The organism is Pseudomonas sp. LBUM1669 (genome assembly GCF_059695705.1).
Genome location: NZ_CP166784.1, coordinates 3165654 through 3186798 on the forward strand (window position 1 = coordinate 3165654; position 21145 = coordinate 3186798).

Sequence of the window (21145 nt, forward strand, 5' to 3'; positions counted from 1 at the left end):
ATCCGAACCACGGGAAATGCATCCCGGTCAGAAGCGGAAGGTCCATCTGGCAATAAGTGGACAGCAGCAGTTGGAGCGCTTGGCCCGAGTCGAAGTGCGCTGAGACGGGGTTCATTCCCGTCATCAACCAAGGGGGGCGCGTAATGTTTGGCGGCGATTGTACTGGTCTGGCTCTTTAAACGATAGGGCGTTGAGGCCGCACGGGCGCTTTGGTGGCATCAACGGACAGATTTTCACATTTGAAGGTTAACTATTGGTTACAAAATGAGACTAATATGCCACTTTTCACCTGACGCCGACCCTCATCAGAGGCTCAAGGACGCGCCACCTGGACCGCTTTTTCGTATTCAGACGCTGTGCAAAATCCCTGGGCCGCTGGGTGGGCGGGGGACGCAGTTTGTTCATTTCTGACGTGTGACGATTTCTGTGAAACTGATCATTGCCGCTATTTACGTTGTATCCATTGCCTACGTCCACCTGCGTGGGCGGGTGCGCCACAAGTTGGGCCGCCAACTGAGCGATCACTCGTCTTTTCTGGCGCCGATCAATTGCTTCCTTTATCTGTTCTCGAAAATCCCCAACAAGCCTTATCTCGATCCGGCCGATTTCCCGGACCTGAGTCCGTTGCAGGCGCATTGGGAAGAAATTCGCGAGGAAGGCCAGAACCTGCTCCGGGCCGGGGAGATCAAGCGCTCGAACCAATACGATGACGTCGGTTTCAATTCATTTTTCAAGACCGGGTGGAAGCGTTTCTATCTGAAGTGGTACGGCGACAGCCATCCTTCGGCAACGAAACTCTGCCCGCGCACCACTGAGTTGGTGCAAAGCATCGGGTCGATCAAAGCCGCGATGTTCGCCGAGTTGCCACCGGGTTCCAAACTGGTCCGCCACCGCGACCCCTACGCCGGCTCTTACCGTTATCACCTGGGCCTGGAAACGCCCAACGATGCCGGTTGCTACATCAACGTTGATGGTGAGAACTACCACTGGCGCGACGGTGAAGCGGTGATGTTCGACGAGACCTTCATTCACTATGCCGAAAACACCACCCAGCAGAACCGCATCATTCTGTTCTGCGACGTCGAGCGGCCGATGAAGTATCGCTGGGCGGCGGCGTTCAATGGCTGGTTCAGCCGTAACGTGATGTCAGCGGCGGGCGCGCCGAATGATGCGGGGGACAAGACCGGTGGTATTAACCGCCTGTTTGCCAAAATCTACTCGATTCGGCTGCGGGGCAAGGCGCTGAAGAAGCGTAATCGCAAACTTTACTACCTTGAGAAGTGGGCGATTTTTGGTGGGTTGCTGGCGGTCTTTGTATTGATCTGAATGGTGTGTTGCAGCGTATGGTCCCTTCGCGAGCAAGCCCGCTCCCACAGTAGACCGCGATCTAATGTGGGAGCGGGCTTGCTCGCGAAGGGGCCGTTAGACTCACTGCAAATACAACAATCAGCCACGAGACGTCTTCGTGGCTTTTTTGTTCGCCGCCGGTTTGGCCTTGCCGGCACTCTTGCCACCCAGACTACGTTTAAGCAACTCAGTCAAATCAATCACATCAGCCGTCTTGCGTTCCTCTTCACCCGTCGCCGTTTCCACATCCTCGATCTTGCCTTCGTTCGCCTTCCTCTCGACCAGCGCCATGATCTTGTCTTCAAAACTGTCGCGGTAATCCTCAGGTTTCCAGTCTGCGCTCATGTCCTGCACCAGACGTTTGGCCATATCGAGTTCGCCCTTGGCCAGTTCGGGTTTGGTCACTTCAGTGCCTAACTCCAGAGTATCCAGACTGCGCACTTCCGCCGGCCAACGCAGCATTACCAGCACCATCGCCGATTCCAGCGGCATCAGCGCCGCCAGGTGCTGGCGGGTATGCAGCACTACGTGGGCGAGGGCGACTTTATTGGTTTTGCTGAGGGTGTCGCGCAACAGCGCATAGACCTTGCCACCGCGTTTATCCGGCGCCAGGTAGTAGGGCGTGTCGATGTTTTGCAGGGGGATCTGTTCGGCGTCGACAAAGGAAAAGATGTCGATGGTCTGCGTGGACAACGGGTGCGCCGACTTGATTTCCTCCTCGCTGAGCACCACGTAACGGCCTTTTTCGTACTGCACACCTTTGACGATGTGCTCCTTGGTGACTTCCTTGCCGGTGACCTTGTTGACGCGTTTGTAACCCACCGGGTCCATGCTGCGACTGTCGAGCCAGTCGAAATCCACCCCTTGAGAAGACGTCGCCGAAACCAGCGCCACAGGGATATGCACCAGCCCGAAACTGATTGCGCCTTTCCAGATTGCCCGTGCCATGGTCGTCTACTCGCGAGTGATGTGATCAGGTGACCCGCGGCGCGGCGTAAAAGTTTCAGCGCGCTGCGGCCCGGTCCTGCTGGGCCGTCAACTGGTGTTACATCTTATGAAAGAGGTTTTAGTTAACAAATCCGAACCCCGGGCGTAGCGTGCTATCGAAGATTCTATCCACGCTGGCCCAGAGGCCTCCCATGAACAGATTCGTGCTCGCCTGCACCGTACTGGCATTCAGTGGCCTGATGAGTCAGCTGGCCCAGGCATCGCCACCTTCGTTAATGCTGCTGGCCCAGAGCCCCACGGGCAATTCCAGTAACCCCTACAACAGCCCTATCCGCCGGGCCAATCCCAATAGCATGCAAGGCACACAACCCGCAGCCCCGGTCATTCGCGGGCCAAATACTGTCCCGGTGCCCCGTCCACCGACCCTTGATAACGGCGGCATCGGCAATCGCTATCCCCAGGACCGAACCGCTCCCGCCAGCCCGCCCAAGTTCATTCCCAATCCGCCTCATCGAGATGCAGACACCAACAACCGTTGAACGGCAGGACAGCGTTCTTGCCAGCCATTCGAACGACAAAAGGAATCGTGCATGTTGCGTAAAACCCTCTTGGCCACCTTCTGCGCCAGCGTACTGATCTGCGCCACGGCACCCGTTCTTGCGGCACCGCCCCAGGATATGAAAAGCGAGCAGGGCACCCTTGAGGTCTGGCAAGTTGCCAAGGGGCTGGAGCATCCGTGGTCGCTGGCGTTCCTGCCCGATCGCAAGGGCATGCTGGTCACCGAACGGCCCGGCAACCTGCGGGTGGTCGATTACGATGGCAAGCTTTCGGCACCGATCAATGGCGTGCCAAAGGTCTGGGCCAAGGGGCAGGGCGGCTTGCTGGACGTGGTGCTGTCGCCCGACTTCAAGCAGGACCGCACGGTTTATCTGGCTTACGCCGAGGGCGGTGGTTCGGGCGATAAGGCCGGCACGGCGGTCGGGCGAGGCCAATTGTCCGAGGACCTGAAAACCCTCAAGGACTTCAAAGTGATTTTCCGCCAGGAGCCCAAGCTGTCGGTCAGCAACCACTTCGGCTCACGCTTGGTGTTTGATCGAGACGGCTATCTGTTTATCACCTTGGGCGAAAACAATGATCGGCCGACCGCTCAGGACCTCGACAAGCTGCAAGGCAAGGTCGTGCGGATCTACCCTGACGGCAAGGTGCCGGACGACAACCCCTTTGTCGGTCAGTCCGGCGTGCGCCCGGAAATCTGGTCCTATGGTCAGCGCAATCCACAAGGCGCGGCGCTCAATCCATGGACTGGCGTGCTCTGGGAAAACGAGCATGGCCCGCAGGGAGGGGATGAAATCAACATCATCGAACGCGGCAAGAATTACGGCTGGCCGCTGGCGACCCACGGCATCAACTATTCCGGCCAACCGATCCCGGAAGCCAAGGGCAAGACCGCTGAAGGCACCGTGGGGCCGCACCATGTCTGGGAAAAGTCCCCCGGCCTAAGCGGCATGGCCTTCTACGACGCTGATCGCTTCAAGGTCTGGCAGCACAACGTGTTCATTGGTGCGCTGGTGAGTCAGGAGTTGATCCGCTTACAGTTTGATGGCGACAAAGTGGTTCACGAAGAGCGCTTGCTCGGCGAACTCAACAAACGCATCCGCGATGTGCGACAGGGGCCGGATGGCTACTTGTATGTGCTGACCGATGAGGACGACGGCGGGCTGTACAAAATCGGCCTGAAGTAACCCGATTCGACCTCTCTGGGGATTTTGTGGCGAGGGAGCTTGCTCCCGTCCGACTGCGGAGCAGTCGCTTGAATGGGGCGCTTCGCACCCAGCGGGAGCAAGCTCCCTCGCCACAGGTCTATTTTCGGCAGTAGATAATCACCGCTGCCCGCAACTTGCCCCGGCCAAAGCTGCACATCTTGTCGAACTCCCCGTGGCTGACCGGCAAATGCTGGCAGTCCATCGGCTGGCGATGTTGGCTGTGGTCCACATCCGGATCGTGCAGGTAGACAAATTCGTCATCGCAATCGGTGACGATCACCCAATGCGGCGCCTTGGAGCGGGTCAGCCGATAGCTGCTGATCAGCACCAGCGGTTGTCCGCCATCGTCCAGTAGCCGAGGGAGGTTCAGCGGGCCGCCGATCACTCGTTCCACATCCGTCTCGAGTAGCTGCGTGGTGAATTCGTCGTGCACCAAACGCATTACGTCTTTTTTATGCTCATCGCGCACGCCATCGAGAAACAGCGGCCCTTCCATGCTCAGTTGCAGACGCACCCGAAAACCCCGGCGCCATGCCGCCAGCGCCAGGCCTTGAGGGCTGCAGCCGCCATGGCCTGCGGTCATGAACACCGTCGTCGCCTCACGCCAGATTTGCAGTTCTTCGCGACGCTCCAGGCATCGATCACCTTGCAGCGCCCCCATGGCCATCAACAGGCAGGCCGGGCCGCAGGTGAAATCGGTGGTCTGCCGGTACCACGGGACCTGGATGTTGCGCGAATCACGATGTTCAAGAATGCGCTTTTCCAGGCGCAGCGCATCGGCATGGTCCTGGTAATAATCATGGATCAGCGCGAAACGCCGGTAACCATTGCGCTCATACAAGGCAATCGCCGCGGGGTTGTCGATCCGCACTTCAAGCCGCAAGTAGGCGCAATCATGTTCAAGGGCGCAGGATTCGATGCGTTCGAGCAACTGTTTACCCAGTCCGCTGCCGCGCACCTCGGCCGCAATCGCAATCGAGTAAAGCCGCGCCAGCGAAGTGCCCCGGTGAAACAGCACCACCGCATAACCAACCAGTTGCTCTCCATGCTGGGCCACCAACAGCTGCCCGTGCGCCCGAGTGATCATCCACAGAAAGCTGCGACTGTTGAGCCGGTCCGTGGTGAAACATTGCTGTTCGAGTTCCAGCAGTGCGGGTAAGTCGTCAACTACCGCCAAGCGAAAGACAGTGTTCATATGACCGCCGTAAAAGTTGCGTAACGAAACGGGACTTTCGAAAAAGTTCGTGCTTAATAGGAAAGGTCTTGTTCTCCAACGGATCAATCACTATGTCAGCGGTACAAGGTCATTGGCGCGAAGTATCCGAGCAAACTTTGCCGGCAGCAACTTATTTAAATGACGCAGGCAGAACTTCAAGTCAGTTGATTATCATCGTCGAACGCAAGGAAGACTGGGCCTCGTATTTCCCCAGCGAGGACATCGTCACCGCCCAGGAATACCTCGAGCAGACGCGGGACAACGAACAGGGCAAGCGGGTTCAGGTGATCAACCTGTGCCGCAGCTACAAGTATCTGGGGCACGGCTATTACTGCTCGTTGTTGGCTGAAGCGCGGGGACACAAGGTCATTCCGTCGGTGCGGACCATCAGTGAGCTGACCAAGAAATCCCTGTACGGCCTGGCCCTTGATGACCTGGATAAACCGCTGGAAAAAGCCCTCAGCAACCACCTCTACAGCGACACCGAAGGCTTTACCCTGACGTTGTACTTCGGCAAAACCAATATAGAACCCTTGCAGGACCTGGCGCGTCAGTTGTTTGAAGTGTTTCCATGTCCGATCTTGTTAGTTGAGTTCCGGCGAACAAATGGTTGGCACATCGAAGGCATTAAGTCCGGGGCCTTGCATAAGTTGCGCGAAGATCAGGAAGATCAATTCGCCAACTCCCTGGACAGTTTCAGTCGCAAGATCTGGCGTGTGCCGCGCTCCCGACGGCTGGCCCGTTATGACCTGGCTATCCTGCATGACCCGCAAGAAGCTTTGCCGCCCTCCAACGCGAAGGCACTGGATAATTTCGTGCGCGTCGGCAAGACCTTGGGCATTGACGTCGAGCTGATCGAGCGCAAGGACTACGCACGCATTGCCGAATACGACGGCCTGCTGATCCGCGAGACCACAAGCGTCGACAACCACACCTATCGATTTGCCAAAAAAGCCGAGAGCGAAGGGCTGGTGGTGATGGACGATCCGGCGTCGATCCTGCGCTGTACCAATAAGGTCTACCTGACTGACCTGCTCAAGAGCCATCAACTCGGCATGCCCGCCACTGAAATCCTCTACAAGGAGCGACCGGAAGATTTTGAACGGGTCGGCGAACGCCTGGGCTTTCCCTTGGTGCTGAAGATCCCCGACGGCTGTTTTTCCCGGGGCGTGATCAAGGTCGAAAGCCAGCAAGCCTTGCTTGAAGCGACCGCCGAACTGTTCGAACATTCGGTGCTGTTGCTGGCTCAGGAATTTTTCTACACCGAATACGACTGGCGCATCGGCGTACTCAACCGCAAACCGATCTTCGCCTGCCAATACTTCATGTCCAAGGGCCATTGGCAAATCTACAACCACAAGGCCAAGGGCCAGGACATCAACGGCGAATGCCGCACCCTGGCGGTCCATGAAGCCCCGCGCGCCGTGGTGGACCTGGCCGTGAAAACCGCCAACCTGATCGGCGACGGCCTCTACGGCGTGGACCTCAAGCAGTCTGGCGACAAGGTGGTGGTGATCGAAGTCAACGACAACCCGAACATGGACGCCGGCATTGAAGATGCGTACTTGCAGGACGATTTGTATTCGCTGGTACTGGAAGAGTTCGTCCGTCGCCTGGAACTGAAACGTCGCGGCCAGGCCTGGTGAACGGCCGATGATCAGAAGCTTTCAACTGGCCAACGGGGCGCTGCAGTCGGTAGAACGTCTGGATGCCGAGGTGATGCTGTTCAGCAACCCCGATGCCGCCGAGCGGGATTTGTTGCACAGCCACTTCAAGCTTGATGAGCACGCCCTGGCCTCGGCCCTGGACCCCGATGAGGTGTCGCGCATCGAGTTCCACCCCGACAACCTGTTCCTGATCTGGAAGCGCCCGGAGAATTACTCCGGCGCCGGCAGCCTGGCTTTTGAAGTGTCGTCCTGTGGCCTATTGTTTTCTGCGCAGCGCTTACTGGTGATCGCCACCGACGATGCGCCGCTGCACGGGCTCGGCACCCGGCAGCGGTTGAACACGCCGCTGGATGTGCTGCTCGATCTGCTGTTCAACAACATCCATCACTATTTGGGTCACCTGAAGGTGATCAAGCTGGTTGCCCGGGAGTTGCAGCAGAAATTCAACGCCTCGATGCAGAACCAGCACCTGATTCAGATGTTCAACCTCAGCGAAAGCCTGATCTATTACATCAACGCGATTCACAGCAACGGCGCGGTGCTGACGCGGCTGCGCAACCACGCGGCCAAGGAGCACTTCAGCGCCGAAGCCATCGGCCTGATCGACGACCTGATCATCGAAAACAACCAGTGCTACAAACAGGCGGAGATCTACTCCACGGTGTTCTCCGGGCTGATCGACGCCCGGGGCAACCTGATGAACAACAGCATGAACAACCTGCTGCGCAAACTGACGTTAATCAACGTGGTGTTTTTGCCGCTGAACCTGATTGCGAGTATTGGCGGCATGTCCGAGTTCAGCATGATGACGGCGGGCACACCGTGGTGGGTTTCGTATCCGTTGTTTCTGACGGCGATGATGATTGGGGCGGGGGCGATGGTACTTGGGCTCAGGCGGCTGGCGAAATAACGATGTCGACTGTCAGGCCGCCTTCGCGGGCAAGCCTCGCTCCTACAGGGGAATGCATTCCAATGTAGGAGCGAGGCTTGCCTGCCAAGCTCTATCAGCATCACAACACTACTTTGGATCAAACTTGCTGGCGTGCATCACCGCAATTCCTACGATTTTTGAGCTCCCGGACCACGAGGTACAACAACGGCCCCACAGACACGAAAACCGCCGTGATCAGCAGATACGGGATCACCGACAACCCCGACTGCCCACGCTTGCGCGCATCCTGGTACATCCAGACGCCCGCAAGTGTCGCCAGCAGATAAAGATCAATCACCACCTGCGCAGTATCCGGGCTAGACATCAAACCGATACCAAAGTCGATCAACGACTGCTCCGCCTGAAGCATCACGGAAACGGTGTAGCCGGCAAAGGCGATCAAGGCAATGAGGGGCAGGGCGACAGACTTCATGGTTTCCTTCCTTGGGATGATCAGCAGAGGGGGCAGCGGGCGTCTTGGTTACTCCTGAACAGCTTTCTCGACCTTGCTCGACGCCGACCAGATCCGATAGCGGACCTCGACGTCCTTGGGCACATAGAGCACGATCGGCAACTTGCTGTTGTAGCGAAGCATGAAGCCGTCACCGACCACCGGTACGAACTCCTTTTTACTCTTGCCGTCTGGGCAGGCCATCATCGTGCTCATAGGGCCAATGACTTTTTCCAGACGGTAAAAGGGATAACCCCAGCCTTCAAGGTTTTTTTCCTCAAGGATACCGCCCAGGCGTTGGCGATTGCAGTCCACCGTCAGCGTCTTGCCAGCCAGCACCTCGACCTGGAAGTTTTCTTCCTGCGGTTGCGGCGCTACATGAATGACTTGGCGGGTAAAACCGCTCTCGGGTTTGGGAAACGGCGCGACGGTTTCGAGCTTCGCCGCATGGGCCAAGCTCGAAAGAGTGGCAACAATCAGCCCGACGGTAGTGATGCAGGTCAAAGAACCCATGTTGCCTCCTTGCGTGTGAGTAGGGTCAGCGGATACTGGATTGACAGGCGCATTCTTACTGTCGACAGCCACCAATGCAAACCTGCTCGGGGATGTATGCAAATTGCAGGGCTGAAGCTGCCCTTTCTTGCAGATTGCATGAAGCCATTTTCAGGCATGTCCGTTAAATCATTGAATTACCGATGAACTGCACGGCGAAATTTGCGGCATGTTTTATGCTCAAGCAGATCTTAAGTTGGCCGGACATTAACGAGTCAGCTCAGAAGGCGAGGAGGTCTGGTGCTTGAAGAGTAGAAACCCTGCATAAGGAAGAAACGCGGGAGATTTCAGCACGGACCGACGTTGAATTTTTTGGCAGTTTCACAATCAGGAGAGGGTCGCCATGTTTCTTTCTGCCTTGGAACTACGCAACATCATTGAAAGCAGTTTTCTGCCCAAACGTTGTCAATGCACGCTGTCGCCGGACCTGTCGATGACCATCAAGGTGTATTCAGACCGTCAGACCGATCACCTCGATCTGGTGGTGACCGGGATCAATGCCAAGCACCTGAATGGTTGCCGTGAAATCAACGACCTGATCACCGAGTTACGCTCTGACATGATTCGCCGGTCCCAGGTCGATGCTCAGCCTCTGCACCTGGATAAGAAAGCGCTTTAACCCACGGTTTCGAGTTCTGCTGACACGCGCCGGGCCTGGACAAACCCCAGTCCCAGCGCTGATTCAACCACCACTGCCAGCAAAATACCTGGCCCGGCATGGCCATTGAGCCATTCGCCGAAACCTAGTATCGCCAATCCAAAACAACCCACGGTGAACCCGGTGCTCAGCGCATTGCGAGTGTCGGACGGCGCCTCGTTTCTAACCAGATAAAACATCACACCCAACGCGGCGAACAGCACCGCACTGCGCCGCGCCACAAAACCTGCCGCTGACGAATACTCAATACTCCAGATCGCCAGCAAATCGTCCGGCATCAAACCCCAGGCCAGGGCCAGCAATAAACACAAAAGGGAAGTGAAGGTCGACACGGTGCGAAACGATAACTGCATGGCGAATCCTTGCGGCAGTGAGGGAAGCGCTGAGCATAGCGCCAGAACCCCTCACAGGAATACCGCAAAGTATTAAATCAGACCTTTCAGTCAGTTCTGATAACTGCACGCGTCGGAAAGCTTCTGATAGCTGATTTCTTCAGGTTTACCTGATGTATCGATGTACTTCATTTGGGCCGTGATCACTTTGCATTCCGGTGTGTTCGGCTCAGTCAGGGCAACCACTTTGCCGATGTTCAACGGCATACCGTAGTGATAGGGGGTGGCTTGTGAGGACGACATGTCGTTGGCCAGCGCAAAACCGGTAAATGCGGTGCAGGCGAGGGCGGAAGTGATCAGCAGGGTGCGGATGTTCATGTGGCAATCTCCAGTGCAGACATTGAGTCAGCCCGACGGATTGAGCGTCGAACCTGCCGCACTGGGCGTCAGAGGAACCTGAGGGCGTGCGGTCCAGTAAAGTTTTGGACCGCGGGGTTAACGGATGGTTAACCCGGCTGAGCGCCGCCTGTCGCGAGGGTGTTTCTGTCAGAGGTTTCACGTGGGAAACGATCTACGGGATCTTCGGCTTGGTCCTACAAGGTCAGACGCCTTGTCGACTTTCGCCGGATGGGGTGCGGCGTTTACTGTTTGGGCTCGCTGCAAAATCAGCGGACAGGTTTGGTCACCTGATAACACCGCACATATATGTGCCATGATTCGCGCCGCGGACTTCTACGTCCTCGTGGTGCGTTGCAATGGTGGCTGTGTGCGGGACGCCTTAGGGCGAGCCGATTGGGTGTTGTCGGTTGACCAAGCCTGTACACAGCCGCCTCCCACCGTTTGGTCACGGTGCTGGCGATTACTAATTAATACCCGAGTAATTACTATGCCTACGCTAAACCCGTTTCCCGATCGCTACCGTTCAATCAACAGCAACGTTACCGATTCAAGTCCTTTGGTGATTGACACCGAAGCCAATCCCCAAGACATTCTCGAAGCCGCCTTACAGCGGGTCCGGGCCGCCAGCCAGTTACTTGAAACCCTTCACTGCCAATGCTTCAAGCACGGGGATGTTCAAGATATCCCGCACATTACCCATGCGCTTTATCTGCTGACTCAGGATGGTTTTGATCTGTTGCAGGTGGCTCAGCAGCGGATGATGGGGTGGAAGGCGCCTGTTTGACCTCTGAAACTCCAAACAATCCAGCGCCCGTAGGCGCTGGATTTGTTATGGCAGGGTGTTTTATCTATTTGATGCCTACTTGAGGTGTACGACCTTGAAGCCACGGCCATTAGGTACGACGTCACTACCGGCAGCCTCGTCCGGCTGACCTTTGCCCGCGACATAGTCATAAACCAAAAACTTCGTGGAGACTTCATTCCCGATATTTGGAATGACCAGCCTCATCTGATGTTGCCCCAAATAAAGATAACGGGGCAGGGCTTTCTCGGCAAAATCGATTCGCTCGATTGAATGACTGACCGGATTTTTGCGTAAAACGACGCCCTTCAAATAGGGGGAACCGTAGTCTATGACAAATATCAGACTAGAGGACGCGCACTTGGCCATGACGACTTCCCCGACAAAGTCGGAGTCAGGCATGTCGGTGAATGCATTCGACGTTTTTTGATCGAGATTTACGAGTAGACGCTGGCCATCAGCGTTTACCTCTGCCAGCAAGGAGATACCTGTGCCATCGGACAACGGACAGTTGAGAATTGACCGCTGTACCTCAGCAAATGCGGGATTCGCCAGCAGCGCCGCGATTAAACACCAGCACGCTTTTTTCACTTAATATCAGGCTCAGTATTCGCATTGGAGCAATGCTTGAAGTACCGGGCAGTGCCGTTATTCCCAAGAGCCATACGGAACACCGAATTTTTCGACATAGGCTTTTGAAAAAGCTGACAGAGGGCGGTGTTTTCCCCCGGACTCCCCTTCATATGGCCCTCGAGGATCAACTTCGGCCTGTACTCGCGTAACCTCAATTGGCGTCAAGCACGGGCCGACTACCCAGACTTTGGCGATGCCGCCAGGGGCCAGACTTACAACAATTGCCTTGCGGTAACCCGTAATCCATTTCCCATCGGCGGCACAGAAAGCCTTTTCACCCTTTCGCATGATCTATCTGGTTGACTCAGGAATATCGATAGCCATTTTGTAGGTTTTGGGCTCGACCAACGATTGCCAACGGACCTAGATTACTTTCGGCAGGTCCGCCCGCATTACATATTTGCCTTTCCCCCAGCCTGGTCTTGCAGGCCAGCCTTTAGGGTCACCGGTATTGTTCGAGGGCTTGAGCATTTCAGCGTTTCCACTCATGGCGCGTCTATAAACGTTACCCTGCATATCTACGACGTCAGCTGTTTCGATCCAGACCTCCATATAGCTAGGCGCATAGAAGCCCAAGCGCCAAGCGTCGTAGGGTAAGGGCTCGCTATTGGCAAATGTGCAGCCGCTGAGCAACAATGCCACGATGGCAATATGAACAAATTTACACATTAGGATGTTGTGGCTGGTCATTTCCAAGAGTCATATGGCACACCAAATTTTTCGACATAGGCTTTGGAGACTGCCGAAAGCGGGCGATGTTTACCTCCAGACTCCCCCTCGTATGGACCACGCGGATCAATCTCGGCTTTTACTCGCGTCACCTCGATTGGAGTCAGACAGGAACCTAGTACCCAGACTTTCGCGACACCTCCAGGTGCCAAATTGATAACCAATGCCTTGCGGTAGTCTGTTATCCATTTTCCATCCGCCGCACAAAAAGCCTTTTCGCCCTTGCGCATGATCTCCCTGGTCGACTCGGGTATCTCGATTACCATTTTGTAGGTTTGAGGCTCGACCAGCGATTGCCATCGGACATAGATCTTTTTAGGCAAGTCCGCTCCCGTGACATTTTTACCTTTACCTATACCTGGTCTTTCAGGCCACCCTCTAGGGTCGCCTGTATTGTTAGGAGGTGTCTGTATCGCCGCATTTCCACTCATGGCGCGTCGATAGACTTGTCCTTGCATATCGATAACGTCCGCTGTTTCAATCCAGACTTCCATATAGTTAGGCGCTGAAAAGCCCAAGCGCCATGCCTTGTAAGGTAATGATTCACTATTGGCAAATGTGCAGCCACTGAGCAGAAATACCACAATGGCGATACGTAAAGAGTTACTCATTCGGATGCACCGTGCGCACAGAGTTTTCGTCGGGTCTATTAATGAAAACTATATTCAAGTCGCTATTATCTAGGTTTTTCGCTGCGTTCCAGTTGTCGGACAAATGAATATAGCGACGATATAGCAACTCCTCCTCTTGGGGGCTCAGTCCTGTTGTATTGTTTTTCCCTTGCGCGTATGCCATCAGCTTCTCTGAGATTGAAACGAGTTCTGTTGGTAATGTAAGTCGCGACGTGCCTTCGTCAATTTCGTCAAATGGCACATCATTTTCCACTGCCAATTCGCGCATGATTCGAAAGTAGATCAAGGACAGATCACTACGCACTTCGCGCTGGCTGCTGACTGCTGCATAAATGTGTTTCATATCTTTTTGATTGCCCTTTTCAGTACTCCGAAACGGAACCTCCCAAGTCCTGACCTCGAGCGAAAGGTTATATTGGGACAATTGGTCTTGAAGTCGTCTCAAGTCCTGCAGGGCAAGTTTGTAACTGTTGGCTTCGGCGAACGATGTTTTTTCTTCAATCTCGCTTTTTCGCGGCTTGCTGAGCAGTATCCGCTCAATCGCTTTTGGTAAATAGCCGCCACCAAGGTCTGAATGCACGCCTGGCAAAACAATATCTGCCGCTCCAGCACTATTGAGAGCAAAATTATAACGGCGCTCATTTCGAGCAACTAACTGGACGATCTTCTTAGCTATATCTGGTGCCAGATAGATATTGATACCAGGGTTGTAAGCATTATTGCCATTCCAGTCGCCTAGCGCCGGATTGGCAATAGCCGCGACTGTGTCGTAAACACCGATAAAATTAATAGATACATCAGTCTGTGGTTTCCAAGTAAAGCTATCGAATAATTCATATGCCAAACCTGCATAGGGTTTGGCGCTACCAAATTCATCCACGAGTCGGAAGCTGATCCACTCTCCGATTGCAGGGCATATGCGTTTTTGGTCGCTAAGCGATTGTCTTTCCCTGAGATCCATTCCCCGCTCCTTAATTTGTGCAACCAGGATAAATAGTGCACTCACGACCATCCATAGTGAAGGTCCTGAAATCCTTAGTGTTTCCGCGACAGAATCCGTATGTATCGTTAATGCCCTTGCCTAGGCATGGTTTCCATCCATTCGGAAATTTTTTCCATTTTTCTTCAAATGCGGGTTTTTCTTCGGGTGAGTAGCGCATTACAAGATGAATAATTTTTCCCGGCAGAACATTACGGTTTAAAGCCCCGCCGGGCTTGCTTTTGCTGAAACGATCTTCCGACACATTCCATTGCTCATCTGCAGCGCTGCATGACAATATTTTTGAGATGCCGTCCTTCTTAATTCTTGCCACGCTCAATTGGAACAACCAGTTGCACACTCCATGGAAGTTAACTTCGGGAGAGTTAGATGTATTTGAAGGGTTTCCGTCTGGCAAATTCCTTATAGAAAATCCACCCCCATCTCCACCTATATCTAATGACGAGGTGCCATATCGTCCGTTTATGCTGGTATCTACACGCACCAAATCCATGACACACCCTGCGATGTGATACTCAAGTGGTATCTCGAAGCGTTCAGTTTGTTCGATGTTTTTAACGTCGATCCGATCAGTTTTTTGCTGATGTCTGGTGACTTCTCCACCCAAGCCAGGCGAGTAGGTTTTACAATTCTGCCCTGCACGTGGCGCGTACTGTGCTTTTGATATAAATCCAAAATTGGCAGGTGTTGTTGCGACTAAAATAAAAGATTCTGAACCGTAGTTACTGGTTGCTTCCTCCGCACCGTCCCGTGCCATCTGCCCAGCCCAGTTACAGGCACCCATCAATGGAAGAGCAAGAAAAAATACAGACTTCACGCCGCCTGAAAAAAAATTGCTACTCATTCAATGCTCCTTGCTCTGTGCAGTTCGGGTAGACGGTGCACTCACGTCCGTTCAGCTTGAAAGTTTTAAAGGTTGGCGGCGTTTGGCAACGCTTTGACGTTTCCGTGCCTTGACATGGCTTCCAACCGTTTGGAGTTTTTACCCACCGATTATCTTTGCTGGGTTCTTCTTCATCAGAGAGCCGAAACGTTAATTTTACTTCGCTGTCTTTTAGTGTGGACTTTTGCACCGCACCGCCGGGTTTGCTGCGAGCGAAATAATCAGCAGGGACTGTCCAGTCGTTATTTGCAGCGCTACATGACAAGATTTTCGAAATACCGTCTTTTTGAATTCTTGCAACACTGAGCTGGAACATCCAAGTACACAGGCCTCGGAATTCGGTATTACTAGTTGACTCGATTTTTGGTCCGTCCGAGGAAGCTGGTTCTCGGATAGATATTCCACCACCGTCCCCACCAATATCCAATGAAGAGGTGCCGTATCGTCCGTTTATGCTGGTGTCTTTCCTGCAAACTGAGCACGTTGCAAGGGACCTTTATCATCTGTATCAGTTACTTGGTCCGGAGTTTCTATAGATCTACATTTCAGAAGTTTTACGATGTAGCGTTTTGGTCCTGCGGTGCGAAAGAACCATTCGCACTGTTTCTGCAAGATTAGGACTGGAGGAGGGCTTGGACTTTCTGCGCTTCCATCTCGAAACGAAACCCCTGTATGGGCCCTACCTACATTGCGAAAATCAGCACCATATTTGGCGTCAACCTCATATGAGAAGGTATCAATCACCAGCGGGCAGCCAACTTCATTGCTGGTCAGTGGCACTTCGAAATGCGCTGTCTGAGCTGCGTTATTTAGTTTTTGCTCAAAGAATTTTAAACCTGGATAGCTTCTGCCTGCTCGAGGAGGGACTGTACAACTCTCTCCCGTACGAGGCACATAGGAAGCTTCGCCTTTAATGCTGAATCCGGGTGGCAGTTCAGTTATCAGTGTGAAGCTATCTTGTTGTGCGACAGACACCCTGTAGCCCCAAGCGTCCCTAAACCGATGGCCGCTACTCGAACAAGTTCGGTCAAAAAATCTCGAGAAAGCATTCTATTTCCCTTGTTCGGTGCAGTTGGGGTAGACGGTGCAATCACGTCCATCCGGCATTTTGAAGGGTTTGAAACTGGTGGTGTTCCCATTACAAAACGCATAGAGGTCTTCGATGCTTTCCCCCATGCATCGCCTCCATCCAGACGGAAACTTCACCCAGTTATCACCTACGGCCGGCCTTTCTTCTCTTGAAATAGCGAATGCTACTTTAACCGTCTTTCCTGCTAACTGAGTACGTTGCAGTGGACCTTCTGCAACTGAACCACTCTTTTGTTCAGGTGTTGCCACAGATTTACATTTTAGAATTTTAGCTATGTAACGATTGGGCCCCACTGTACGGAACAACCACTCGCATTGTTTCTGGAGTGTCGTGGGGGAAGGAGGATTTAGACCATCTAAAATTCCATTCTGAAACGAAATTCCCGTGTAGTCCCTACCTATATTAAGCCGGGCAGCCCCATACTTCGCGTCTACCTCATAGCCGAAACTAGCCAATACCAAAGGACAACCACCTTCAATGGTGTTCAGCGGAATTTCAAACTGCGCCGTTTGCGCACTATCACTCAGCTTCTGTTCAAAAAACGTCAACCCCGGATAGTTCCTGCCTTTCTTCGCAGGTACCGAACACATCTCACCCGTACGAGGCACATAAGACGCTTCACCTTTAATGCTGAACCCCAGTGGCAGTTCCGTCAATTTCGGAGTGATTCGCCAAGGTAATATTGTGCCTCGTGATCCCCTGCCTCAGCGGCAACGGTCAGGACCGGGATAGCCGAAACAATTTTGTATTGATTGTAGAGAACTAAACCTCGCGATTTTGCTGATTGTTGCTCCGGGGATAGTTGCGCGAATGCACTACTTGAAATGGTGGCAACTAATAGCACGCATGCTAAGTTAATACTCATTAATGTTAACGGCTCAATTTATCAGGGAAAAATGACAGTGGAGGGTGTGTGGCTTTCCATTTTTTGGCGAACTCTTCGGCCTCCATTATTTGCGCGGGTGTCATTTTTGCAGCAATTTTCGGGAGCTTACTTTCTACTCTAGATTGTAATCCGCCACCACCATCTAGCTCTTTTAGGGAGTATACGAGTGCATAACCTTTGATTATGTCGAATGGAAAGCCATATTTGTCTGGTTCATGAGCGAGGTCGGACCCATAACCGTAAACTGTAGTTGCATAGCCTGCTAGCGCTGCTTGTTCATTCCAATGGCGAAAGCCGTTCAAATCTGACTTTTCGTACAAAATCGCCGCATACTCCATCATCGATTTAGGGTAACCGCCTTCTGCTGATGCTTTGAACCATTTTTCAGTTGCTTCAGTACGTTTCCATGGTAGAGAAAATCCATTACCTTGCTTGTAACCCACGGCCATCCAATATTGTGCAAGCGCAAAGCCTGCGGAGGCCGATTTTTCAAGCCATTCATTCTCTAGCGTAAGCTCGTACATAACGAACATAGCCTCAGCGTCTCCATCGTCCGCTTTAGGTTTTGCTAGGTCTCGGGCTTGATTCAACCAGTCAATTGATTTTGTTTGATTGGTAGGGCAGTCATTTTTTATATCACAAATATCGTTTTTGTTACGACCAAGTTGAATCATTGCGTAAAGATCACCTTGACCAGCAGCGGCCTCATACCAGTGCTTGGCTTGAGTTGTCATATAGTGATTTTTGGTTCTCAAAGATTCTGCTAGAAAATATTGCGCTTCGTGATCGCCAGCTTCGGCGGCAACAGTAAGAAATGGAACTGCAGATATGGCTTTAAGTTGATTGTAAAGCTCTAGCCCTTTGTCTTTTGCAATCTTTTGTTCGGGACTCAGCTGGGCGGATGCATAGCTAGTATTCACTAATAAAATAATAAGCGTCAGAAGTACTCTCGATAGCATATTCTTTTCTTCTCTGTAATTAGTGGGACGGACCATTATAAGTTGTCTTGCCGGACGGGATATAAGTGCGCCCGAAATATTGACTACGCTGGCAGTATCCGTCTTTGTTCGCTCCAAGTGTTTTCACATGAGATCTATAGTCGGCGCGCATTTCATCTCCATCACGTTCAGTTAATCGAAGGACAGCTTCTGCCATAAAATTATCAAGGGCTAAGCGACTCTCGCAATACACCTGTCCGGATTCTGTAGATTTAACTCCAAAACGATTCATGCAGACACAAATTTCTTCAAAGTGGCTTTGAGCTTTATCTAATGAATTTTGTTTTTTGGCTCGATTTAGAATCCAGCCAAAAATTTGTTCAATCGCCCTCTGTTGAAGTAGATGTGATTGGTCTTCATTGTATTGACGTGTCGCCTCTTTATCTGATGAGTCACCTGTGCTGTTTGTAAGTGTGACGGCAAAGCTATTTGGCGGACTGATCAGTGTAAATAACAAAGGGCCCAAAGCACTTGGAATAGCATTCACACACCATTCCTCAAGTTCTGCCCGATTTTCATAATTTATAATGGTGTCTGCAATTGGCCCACCTTTACCTGTGGCGGTTAGCGATTCATAGAGTGACATGACGAAATCAATTCCCTGCAAATACACCATCCCTACATCAAACCCACAAACAGCCAAAGCATTCAGGTTCGACATCAAAGTAAATGCCTTGTCATCAACAGAAATAAACGGGTTCTGCTTGTTCTTATACAGCTCTCGACGGAACAAGTTGATCAACTCTGTCACTGCGTCGTAACCCACTTCGAATTTGAAAGCCCCACCCACACCAGGGCCGGCTACCAACGAAGCCTTCAGTACCAAAATCAACCGGCCGTCATGCAACGAAATACTCGCTTCGCCCTTTGCTCCCAAACCTGCGGCCACATTGAGTTCTGCGGTCAAACGAGCGAGGCTGAACCACTCGTTGGTCTTCATTGAGTCTTTGGACCCTGATGTAGGGGCCCTTTGCAGCAGGGCGACTTCGGAAGGCGGGGCCCAGTTCAAGGCGCCGGTCACCATGATTCCAGATTGCAAACCAGCGAATAAATTGAAGGCTGCTTTGCCTCCGTTCTGCACCTGCAGCTTTGCCGGGGCTCCCTTGATTTGATCGCTGGTTTCGGTGTGGACGAAATCGCGCTTGTCTCCGGTCCGTACCACGGGTTCTGGCGGAGCCAAATGGAATCCCGCGTTGCCAACGTCCAGCGCTATCTCGGAGGAAAGCAGCAGCGAGGCGCCGGCATAGCCCCAGGCCTTGGCGCCGAGATACAACGAAAACCGGCCCAGATTGAGTGTTTGCTGGACGCTATGGCCGTCTAGATAGGTAAACGTGATTTCTTTGGCTTTGGTGCGTTCAGGCAGATCGACTTTAAACAGTTCGACTTCACCACGGGCGAGGTCGACGCCGAATGACGCTTTGGCCGAGGCTTTAAATCCTTCCGCCAGGCTAAAAGCGGGGCCTTCGACTTTTGTTGACCCGTGAATGATCTCAGTGGATGACGACGTTAGGCAGCGAACCAGTTGCGCTTGGGGGCTGATATCAAAAATGCGAAAGGTCTTGCGCACGTTGTCTTTGAACAACACCTGTTGCAGGCGTACTCCCCATTCCTTGCGGCTGCCGGCACTATCAAGGGCAGTGACTTTGTAATTCTTGGTTTGCAGAAAGGTGTAAAACTTTTCGATCTCGAACCAGCCGTCGGGGGAAAACCAGTCGCTTTCCTGGTCCTTTATCCGCAGAGCGCCTTCCTGTTCGAGCCATTGGCCGAACAAATTCAATTCACTGTCGGTGGCGGCTTTGCCTGTGCTGTTACCTGGGCGCTTGGTCAAGTCTTTGACTTTGGCGCCGACCTTTTTCCAGTCGTTCTTGACGGTGGCTTGAAGTCTTGGAAGCGAATACATGCTCAGGTAAGTCAACGGTTTCTTGAGGTCATCCAGCATGCTCATTTCATGAAGCGGAAAACCATCCTTGACCAGCCTATCCATCGGCTTGGCCTGGAACTGTTCGGGCTCCCACAACAGATGCCGACGAACAGGTGCGGTTTCCATGTTTTTCTCGGCTTGCAGTCGTAACTTTTCTTTATCTGCCTGCAGGCGGTCCCATTCGGCGCGCTCGAGGGAAACAAGGTTGGCCGGCGCTTCGGCCTGTCGGCCGCTTGCTTCGATCCAGCCTTTATATTTTTTGCTAAGGCGTTCGTTGACCTCTGTCTGCTTTTTCTCAAGCGCCAGGTATTGTTTGAACAGGTCTACGCCGCCTTCGACCAAAGCACCGCTCGCGGGAATCAGGGCGAATTCGGGTAAGGCAATTCCGTATTGAGCAACACTGGTAATGGACTCAAGGTAAGCAACATAGATCGCTTTTCTTTTTAAGCGCTGTGCTTCCTGATCGCGCACGTACGTACAAAGAGGGAGTTGGTTATTCGCCCCGCAAGTCGCGACCTCGTCTAGTCGCTTTTTGTCTTCAGCCAGCAGCGGCGCGAGTTCAGCCGAGCCTAATGTGGCCAGGTCTTTTTCTTTGAGTAAGGTTTCTCGAGCTTTGAGGTATTTCTGAACGCCCTCGCGCGCTGCAATGGATTCAGGGGAGTACAGACTTCCACTTTCGTAGGCGTAACCCTTTTCTTTAGCGGCGACGATGGCGGTGCGCTTCAACTTTTGCCATTCAGCATAAACACCGTGCACCCGCGTTGCGTCTTGTTGCGCTGCCATCCACTCGGATTTTTTGATGTCATCCTGTTCAAGTCGGGTTAGAGGCGTCGAGGGAGCCGGAGCCGGTGGTGTTGCAGTCTTTCTCTGTTGCTGCGCCTCCAGCAACGTGGCGTCCAGGTCACTGATGCTTGGGTATTGCGCTTCAATCTCGAGCATTCGCGCTTGCTCTTCGCCCGCGAGAAAGTTGCCCAATTTGGGTTCTAGGAAGTATTCAAGCAACCCTGTGCTGTAGAGGCCTTTTTTGCGCTCTTCGGCAGACTTGCTTGAACTTACTTTTTGATCCAGGTCATTGGCCGCTTCTTTAAGCGCCGAAGTCGTGCGTTCCGGCAGTAGCCAGAACGATTCATTTTCGGTGTCGTAAATCGCGCTGCCGTAGGATGTTGAACACGGCGTTTTTACTTTGTCATGTGAGCCGGGCGTTTCATCAGGTGCATCGGGCTGTTCACCGAGATCCCGGGGCGGCTTCGCACAGATTTCTTCGGCTGTTGGTGCAGTAGGTACAGCACTGGTATTGGATTCCATAA

Annotated in this window: 22 protein-coding genes and 1 pseudogene; 7 read left to right on the forward strand and 16 right to left on the reverse strand. The window is 53.0% G+C overall.

Going from position 1 to position 21145, the window contains the following annotated elements; genetic code table 11:
* Nucleotides 1-426: 426 nt before the first annotated feature.
* The gene (gene lpxO / locus ACA051_RS14840) at nucleotides 427-1326 is read left to right on the forward strand and encodes a lipid A hydroxylase LpxO (protein WP_497310459.1); all 900 of its coding nucleotides are present in this window, start codon (nucleotides 427-429) and stop codon (nucleotides 1324-1326) included.
* Between the two features lie 120 nt (nucleotides 1327-1446).
* Here the strand turns inward: lpxO and ku are convergent, their stop codons facing one another.
* Complete coding sequence (gene ku / locus ACA051_RS14845) at nucleotides 1447-2295, reverse strand: non-homologous end joining protein Ku (RefSeq protein WP_497375445.1); 849 nt, start codon at nucleotides 2293-2295, stop codon at nucleotides 1447-1449.
* 191 nt (nucleotides 2296-2486) lie between these two features.
* Here ku and ACA051_RS14850 point away from each other — a divergent pair, with 191 nt between their 5' ends.
* Both ACA051_RS14850 and ACA051_RS14855 read left to right on the forward strand, forming a co-directional pair.
* Nucleotides 2487-2834 (forward strand): hypothetical protein, encoded by a 348-nt coding sequence (locus tag ACA051_RS14850; RefSeq protein ID WP_497310461.1) that lies wholly within the window; start codon nucleotides 2487-2489, stop codon nucleotides 2832-2834.
* A gap of 51 nt (nucleotides 2835-2885) precedes the next feature.
* Nucleotides 2886-4037: a PQQ-dependent sugar dehydrogenase gene (locus ACA051_RS14855; protein WP_497375447.1), complete on the forward strand. Its 1152-nt coding sequence runs from the start codon at nucleotides 2886-2888 to the stop codon at nucleotides 4035-4037.
* A gap of 118 nt (nucleotides 4038-4155) precedes the next feature.
* On the opposite strand, the gene rimI is transcribed toward ACA051_RS14855, so the two are convergent.
* The gene (gene rimI, locus ACA051_RS14860; RefSeq protein ID WP_497310463.1) at nucleotides 4156-5253 is read right to left on the reverse strand and encodes a ribosomal protein S18-alanine N-acetyltransferase; all 1098 of its coding nucleotides are present in this window, start codon (nucleotides 5251-5253) and stop codon (nucleotides 4156-4158) included.
* Nucleotides 5254-5345: 92 nt separating this feature from the next.
* Here rimI and ACA051_RS14865 point away from each other — a divergent pair, with 92 nt between their 5' ends.
* Both ACA051_RS14865 and ACA051_RS14870 read left to right on the forward strand, forming a co-directional pair.
* Nucleotides 5346-6920, forward strand: a complete 1575-nt coding sequence (locus tag ACA051_RS14865) for a RimK family ATP-grasp domain-containing protein (RefSeq protein WP_497310464.1) — start codon at nucleotides 5346-5348, stop codon at nucleotides 6918-6920.
* Nucleotides 6921-6927: 7 nt separating this feature from the next.
* Complete coding sequence (locus tag ACA051_RS14870) at nucleotides 6928-7851, forward strand: magnesium transporter CorA family protein (protein WP_497310465.1); 924 nt, start codon at nucleotides 6928-6930, stop codon at nucleotides 7849-7851.
* A gap of 118 nt (nucleotides 7852-7969) precedes the next feature.
* Here the strand turns inward: ACA051_RS14870 and ACA051_RS14875 are convergent, their stop codons facing one another.
* Complete coding sequence (locus ACA051_RS14875; protein ID WP_497375449.1) at nucleotides 7970-8305, reverse strand: DUF2834 domain-containing protein; 336 nt, start codon at nucleotides 8303-8305, stop codon at nucleotides 7970-7972.
* A gap of 48 nt (nucleotides 8306-8353) precedes the next feature.
* On the reverse strand, nucleotides 8354-8836 hold the full coding sequence (gene eco, locus ACA051_RS14880) for a serine protease inhibitor ecotin (protein WP_497310467.1): 483 nt from the start codon (nucleotides 8834-8836) through the stop codon (nucleotides 8354-8356).
* A gap of 382 nt (nucleotides 8837-9218) precedes the next feature.
* Here eco and ACA051_RS14885 point away from each other — a divergent pair, with 382 nt between their 5' ends.
* Nucleotides 9219-9494, forward strand: a complete 276-nt coding sequence (locus tag ACA051_RS14885) for a DUF1652 domain-containing protein (protein ID WP_497310468.1) — start codon at nucleotides 9219-9221, stop codon at nucleotides 9492-9494.
* On the opposite strand, the gene ACA051_RS14890 is transcribed toward ACA051_RS14885, so the two are convergent.
* Together ACA051_RS14890 and ACA051_RS14895 are read right to left on the reverse strand one after the other, a co-directional pair.
* Complete coding sequence (locus ACA051_RS14890) at nucleotides 9491-9886, reverse strand: hypothetical protein (protein ID WP_497310469.1); 396 nt, start codon at nucleotides 9884-9886, stop codon at nucleotides 9491-9493. The genes ACA051_RS14885 and ACA051_RS14890 overlap by 4 nt on opposite strands.
* Before the next feature lie 90 nt (nucleotides 9887-9976).
* The gene (locus ACA051_RS14895; RefSeq protein ID WP_497310470.1) at nucleotides 9977-10243 is read right to left on the reverse strand and encodes a DUF2790 domain-containing protein; all 267 of its coding nucleotides are present in this window, start codon (nucleotides 10241-10243) and stop codon (nucleotides 9977-9979) included.
* A gap of 508 nt (nucleotides 10244-10751) precedes the next feature.
* On the opposite strand from ACA051_RS14895, the gene ACA051_RS14900 reads away from it, so the two are divergent.
* Nucleotides 10752-11048, forward strand: coding sequence for a hypothetical protein (locus ACA051_RS14900; protein ID WP_497310471.1), 297 nt, complete (start codon nucleotides 10752-10754; stop codon nucleotides 11046-11048).
* Nucleotides 11049-11123: 75 nt separating this feature from the next.
* Here ACA051_RS14900 and ACA051_RS14905 read toward each other — a convergent pair whose 3' ends face one another.
* The 10 genes and pseudogenes from ACA051_RS14905 to ACA051_RS14950 form a co-directional block, all read right to left on the reverse strand.
* Nucleotides 11124-11657 (reverse strand): hypothetical protein, encoded by a 534-nt coding sequence (locus tag ACA051_RS14905; RefSeq protein WP_497375451.1) that lies wholly within the window; start codon nucleotides 11655-11657, stop codon nucleotides 11124-11126.
* 57 nt (nucleotides 11658-11714) lie between these two features.
* Nucleotides 11715-12368 (reverse strand): annotated as a pseudogene (locus ACA051_RS14910) (DUF2931 family protein).
* Nucleotides 12369-12385: 17 nt separating this feature from the next.
* Entirely contained in the window at nucleotides 12386-13039 is a 654-nt protein-coding gene (locus ACA051_RS14915) for a DUF2931 family protein (protein ID WP_497375453.1), read from the reverse strand.
* Nucleotides 13032-14021, reverse strand: coding sequence for a phospholipase effector Tle1 domain-containing protein (locus tag ACA051_RS14920; RefSeq protein ID WP_497375455.1), 990 nt, complete (start codon nucleotides 14019-14021; stop codon nucleotides 13032-13034). Before ACA051_RS14920 ends, ACA051_RS14915 begins: the two co-directional genes overlap by 8 nt.
* 10 nt (nucleotides 14022-14031) lie before the next feature.
* Complete coding sequence (locus ACA051_RS14925; protein WP_497375457.1) at nucleotides 14032-14904, reverse strand: hypothetical protein; 873 nt, start codon at nucleotides 14902-14904, stop codon at nucleotides 14032-14034.
* A complete protein-coding gene (locus ACA051_RS14930; protein WP_497375459.1) occupies nucleotides 14897-15259 on the reverse strand; it encodes a hypothetical protein in 363 nt (120 codons plus the stop codon). Before ACA051_RS14930 ends, ACA051_RS14925 begins: the two co-directional genes overlap by 8 nt.
* A 134-nt stretch (nucleotides 15260-15393) precedes the next feature.
* Entirely contained in the window at nucleotides 15394-15918 is a 525-nt protein-coding gene (locus ACA051_RS14935) for a hypothetical protein (protein WP_497375461.1), read from the reverse strand.
* Nucleotides 15919-15993: 75 nt separating this feature from the next.
* Nucleotides 15994-16581: a hypothetical protein gene (locus ACA051_RS14940; protein WP_497375463.1), complete on the reverse strand. Its 588-nt coding sequence runs from the start codon at nucleotides 16579-16581 to the stop codon at nucleotides 15994-15996.
* 322 nt (nucleotides 16582-16903) lie between these two features.
* Complete coding sequence (locus tag ACA051_RS14945) at nucleotides 16904-17878, reverse strand: tetratricopeptide repeat protein (RefSeq protein WP_497375565.1); 975 nt, start codon at nucleotides 17876-17878, stop codon at nucleotides 16904-16906.
* Nucleotides 17879-17897: 19 nt separating this feature from the next.
* Complete coding sequence (locus tag ACA051_RS14950; RefSeq protein ID WP_497375465.1) at nucleotides 17898-21143, reverse strand: hypothetical protein; 3246 nt, start codon at nucleotides 21141-21143, stop codon at nucleotides 17898-17900.
* Nucleotides 21144-21145 lie beyond the last annotated feature (2 nt).

Bases quoted from the DNA above. Each gene is read 5' to 3' on its own strand.
- rimI (WP_497310463.1), bottom strand. From the start codon at position 5,253: ATGAACACTGTCTTTCGCTTGGCGGTAGTTGACGACTTACCCGCACTG.
- eco (WP_497310467.1), bottom strand. From the start codon at position 8,836: ATGGGTTCTTTGACCTGCATCACTACCGTCGGGCTGATTGTTGCCACT.
- ACA051_RS14930 (WP_497375459.1), bottom strand. From the start codon at position 15,259: ATGTTCCAGCTCAGTGTTGCAAGAATTCAAAAAGACGGTATTTCGAAA.
- ACA051_RS14850 (WP_497310461.1), top strand. From the start codon at position 2,487: ATGAACAGATTCGTGCTCGCCTGCACCGTACTGGCATTCAGTGGCCTG.
- ACA051_RS14890 (WP_497310469.1), bottom strand. From the start codon at position 9,886: ATGCAGTTATCGTTTCGCACCGTGTCGACCTTCACTTCCCTTTTGTGT.
- ACA051_RS14920 (WP_497375455.1), bottom strand. From the start codon at position 14,021: ATGGATCTCAGGGAAAGACAATCGCTTAGCGACCAAAAACGCATATGC.
- ACA051_RS14900 (WP_497310471.1), top strand. From the start codon at position 10,752: ATGCCTACGCTAAACCCGTTTCCCGATCGCTACCGTTCAATCAACAGC.
- ACA051_RS14895 (WP_497310470.1), bottom strand. From the start codon at position 10,243: ATGAACATCCGCACCCTGCTGATCACTTCCGCCCTCGCCTGCACCGCA.
- ACA051_RS14885 (WP_497310468.1), top strand. From the start codon at position 9,219: ATGTTTCTTTCTGCCTTGGAACTACGCAACATCATTGAAAGCAGTTTT.
- ACA051_RS14945 (WP_497375565.1), bottom strand. From the start codon at position 17,878: ATGCTATCGAGAGTACTTCTGACGCTTATTATTTTATTAGTGAATACT.
- ACA051_RS14925 (WP_497375457.1), bottom strand. From the start codon at position 14,904: ATGAGTAGCAATTTTTTTTCAGGCGGCGTGAAGTCTGTATTTTTTCTT.
- ACA051_RS14915 (WP_497375453.1), bottom strand. From the start codon at position 13,039: ATGAGTAACTCTTTACGTATCGCCATTGTGGTATTTCTGCTCAGTGGC.
- ACA051_RS14870 (WP_497310465.1), top strand. From the start codon at position 6,928: ATGATCAGAAGCTTTCAACTGGCCAACGGGGCGCTGCAGTCGGTAGAA.
- ACA051_RS14950 (WP_497375465.1), bottom strand. From the start codon at position 21,143: ATGGAATCCAATACCAGTGCTGTACCTACTGCACCAACAGCCGAAGAA.
- ACA051_RS14855 (WP_497375447.1), top strand. From the start codon at position 2,886: ATGTTGCGTAAAACCCTCTTGGCCACCTTCTGCGCCAGCGTACTGATC.
- ACA051_RS14875 (WP_497375449.1), bottom strand. From the start codon at position 8,305: ATGAAGTCTGTCGCCCTGCCCCTCATTGCCTTGATCGCCTTTGCCGGC.
- ACA051_RS14865 (WP_497310464.1), top strand. From the start codon at position 5,346: ATGTCAGCGGTACAAGGTCATTGGCGCGAAGTATCCGAGCAAACTTTG.
- ku (WP_497375445.1), bottom strand. From the start codon at position 2,295: ATGGCACGGGCAATCTGGAAAGGCGCAATCAGTTTCGGGCTGGTGCAT.